The sequence below is a fragment of the Corallococcus sp. AB018 genome, from assembly GCF_003986945.1.
Lineage (GTDB): Bacteria > Myxococcota > Myxococcia > Myxococcales > Myxococcaceae > Corallococcus > Corallococcus exiguus.
The window spans coordinates 1-3,414 of record NZ_RAWR01000402.1; the positions used below are offsets into that span (position 1 = coordinate 1).

General features: G+C 69.3%; 3 protein-coding genes. 1 reads left to right on the forward strand and 2 read right to left on the reverse strand.

Going from position 1 to position 3,414, the window contains the following annotated elements; all coding sequences use genetic code 11:
• Positions 1 to 46: 46 nt before the first annotated feature.
• Complete coding sequence (locus D7Y11_RS42100) at positions 47 to 1,180, forward strand: N-acetyltransferase (protein WP_126936474.1); 1,134 nt, start codon at positions 47 to 49, stop codon at positions 1,178 to 1,180.
• Between the two features lie 84 nt (positions 1,181 to 1,264).
• Here D7Y11_RS42100 and D7Y11_RS42105 read toward each other — a convergent pair whose 3' ends face one another.
• Both D7Y11_RS42105 and D7Y11_RS42110 read right to left on the reverse strand, forming a co-directional pair.
• Positions 1,265 to 1,900 carry a phospholipid-binding protein MlaC gene (locus D7Y11_RS42105; RefSeq protein ID WP_120579411.1) on the reverse strand — a complete coding sequence of 212 codons (636 nt, stop codon included), beginning with the start codon at positions 1,898 to 1,900 and terminating at the stop codon, positions 1,265 to 1,267.
• A gap of 66 nt (positions 1,901 to 1,966) precedes the next feature.
• Positions 1,967 to 3,414 (reverse strand): TolC family protein (locus D7Y11_RS42110; protein ID WP_148139286.1); only part of this gene is annotated, 1,448 nt, incomplete at its 5' end.

A 3,414-nucleotide genomic window follows, 5' to 3' on the forward strand; every position in this document is an offset into this window, starting at 1 on the left:
GGCCCACCCCGCCCAGCACGAAGACGCCTCCGCCTCCCCTACTTCCATGACCACCGACGTGCAGGTGACCCCAGTGCGCGGCGCGGCGGACCGGACGGCGTTCATCCGGCTGCCGTACTCGCTCTACCGTGACGACCCGAACTGGGTGCCGCCGCTGGAGATGGAGCGCCGCGACTTCCTGGACCCGAAGAAGAACCCCTTCTTCGACTACGCGGAGGTGGAGCTGTTCCTCGCGCGCCGCGGGCAGGACGTGGTGGGCCGGGTGGCGGCCATCAAGAACCCGCGCCACATGGAGTTCCACGGCACGAAGGAGGGCTTCTTCGGCCTCTTCGAGTGCGTGAACGACGCGGGCGTGGCCCGGGGCCTCCTGGACGCGGCCAGCGCGTGGCTGAAGGCGCGCGGCATCGACTCCGTGCTGGGGCCGGCCAACTTCTCCTCCAACCAGGACTGGGGCCTGCTCGTGGAGGGCTACGAGAGCCCTCCCGCGCTGATGATGCCCTACAACCCGACGTACTACGCGGGGCTGCTGGAGACGTGCGGCTTCACCAAGGCGAAGGACCTGTTCGCCTTCGAGCTGTCCGCGTCCACGCCGCCGCCGGAGAAGGTGGCGCGCATCGCGGAGAAGATCCGCCAGCGCGAGGGCGTCACCGTGCGCGCGGTGAACCTGAAGGACTTCCCCGCCGAGGTCGCCCGCATCAAGCAGATCTACAACGCGGCCTGGGAGAAGAACTGGGGCTTCATCCCCTTCACGGACCGCGAGTTCGAGCACATGGCCAAGGAGATGAAGGCCATCGTGCGTCCGGAGTTGGTGCTGATCGCCGAGGTGAAGGGCGAGCCCGTCGCCTTCTCCATGACGCTGCCGGACGCCAACGAGGCGTTCAAGGCGGCCAACGGACGGCTCACGACGTTCGGCCTGCCCATTGGCCTGGTGAAGCTGGTGCTGGCGTCGCGCAAGCTCAAGCGGCTGCGCCTGCTCACGCTGGGCATCAAGGAGGGCTACCGGCGCCGCGGCCTGGACGCCATCCTCTACCTGGACACCCTGCGCAACGCGAAGGAGCTGGGGTACACGGGCGGCGAGATTTCGTGGACGCTGGAGGACAACCACCTGGTCAACCGCGCCATCGAGTCCATGGGCGGCCAGCGCTCCAAGACGTACCGCGTGTTCCAGCGGCCCGTCTGACGTCGTCCTGAAACACTTCCGCCCGGGCGCTTGAGGCACCCGGGCGGAAGGTCACTGCTTGAAGTCGTTTGGAAGCGCCCTGCCCTACTTCACCTGCGGCGCGGCGCCCGAGCCCCCGGCGGCGGACTCCTTCACGGAGGCCGCGCTGGTGCCGGCGTTCTCCTTCTCCAGCTGGGCGCGCTTGGACTTGAGCGTCGTCAGCAGACCGTCAAAGCCCTTGGTGGAGAGGATCTTCTTGAACTGGCCGCTGTAGGTGTCCACCAGGGAGACCTCGTCGGTGATGACGTCGTAGATGCGCCAGTCGGCCTTGGGCGAGGCCTTGTAGAGGCGGTAGTTCACGGGCACCTGGTCCGTCTTCACGGTGAGCTCGGTGTCGACCGTGGCCTCGGTCCCCTGCACGCTCTCCTTGCCGTACTTCACGTCCGCCTTCGCCTGGCCGATGGCCTTCTGGGCGTACGAGGCGCGCAGCAGGCCCGTCATGGTTTCCGTGAAGTCCTTGCGCTGGGCGGCGGTGAGGCCCGCCCAGGCCTTCTCACCCAGGGCTCGCTTGGCGAGCTCCTCGAAGTCCACGAAGGACTCCACGACGGTCGCCAGGGACTGCACATTGGCGCCAGGGGCGTTGGCCGCCTTCTGCACGGCGGCGTTGCCGTTCTTCACCACGTTGAGCGGGCTCACGGGAGCGGCGGCGAGCAGCGTGGCGGCAAGCAGGGAAGCAATCATATCGATGAAGCTCCGGGTTGAAGTTCAGGTGTGACGACACCTGTGAGGACTGGCAGCCTGGAAGGGTTATTCATCCGTCGCGGGGACGGCACCGGTGACGCGGGCGAGTGACGCCAATCCGACGCGCACGTCGTGCCAGCTCTTGCCGCGCTCGGCGGAGGCCTGGGCTAGCGCGGTGAAGGCGTCCACCAGCTCACGCGTGTCGCCGGTGCCCAGGTCGAAGGCGGCGTAGGCGGCGGTGGCCCAGCGCTTCGCGTTCTTCTCCGCCTCCGTGAAGGACTTCGCGCGCGCGTAGGACGCGGCGAGCTGGCTCTGCACCTGCGTGACTTCCAGCTGGATGCCGGCCTTGAGCGTCAGCTCCTGCGCGTGCAGCTTGTCCAGCTCCGCGCGGGCCTGCTCCAGCTGCGCGTCCTTGATGGGGATGTCGAAGGTGCCTCGGATGACCAGGCCCAGGCCCGCGGTGCGGTCGTTGAACGGGTCGTACGCGAAGGGGCTGCGCTGGCGCGTGGCGCTGCTAGTCCAGCGCACGTCGTAGTAACCCGCGAGCCCCAGGTCCGGGTAGTAGCTGCGCTCGCGGATGATGACCTCCTGCTCGCGCGCGATGATGCCCGCGGCGATGGCCTTCAGCTCCGGGCGGCGCTCGTTGGCCTGCTTCAGCGAGGTCTCCAGGTCGGGCACCTTCACGTCGCCCTGGAGCGGCAGGTCCTCCTCCATCACCTCCACCTGCTCGTCCGGGCCCGCGCTGGCGAGGAGCCGGATGGCGGTGAGCGCGAACTGCTCGCCCTGGACGGCGGTGGCGCGCTGCGACTCCACCAGATGGCGGAAGTACCCCAGCTTGTAGGTGTCCAGCTTCGTCACCTGATCCGAGTCCTCCTTGAGGAGCGCGTCGATCTTGTCGCCCGCGTCCTTGAGGCGCTTGGACACGTCCTCCAGCTGCTTCAGGCCGGCCCGGGCCAGCTGGTAGCCGTAGTACGCCTGCGCGGCCTGGAAGCCGGCCTCCGCGCGCACGCGCTCACGCAGCGCCGCGCCCACCTTGGGGCCCTGCTCGCCCGCCTTCTCCAGCGCGGAGAGCTTGCCGAACGTGTACAGCGGCAGCACCGCGTTGCCGGTGGAGAACACCGTCACGCCCACCTTGCCGAAGTTCCAGTCGCCTTCCAGCGACGCCTCCGTGGTGGGCGGGCCGCCCAGGCCGTTGTTGCGCGCCTCGGGGACGGGGCCGCCCGCGCCCAGGGTGATCTCGAACCGGGGAAACCAGGCCCAGCGGGCCTGATCATAGAGCGCCTGGAACTTGCGCAGCTCCGCGCTGGCCTCCGCCACGCGCGCGTCTTGCGTGCGCGCCCGCGCCACCAGCTGGGCCAGGGTGATGGGCCCCTTCAGGGGCTTCGTGGCCTGGGAGGTGCCCGGGGCCTGGGTCTGGGCTTCCTCCGGGGCGCCCCTGGGAGCGCCGGGGGTGAGGTCACCCCGAGCACCGTCTCCCGAGCCGGGGGCGATGGGTGACGTGCCCAGGTCCTGCG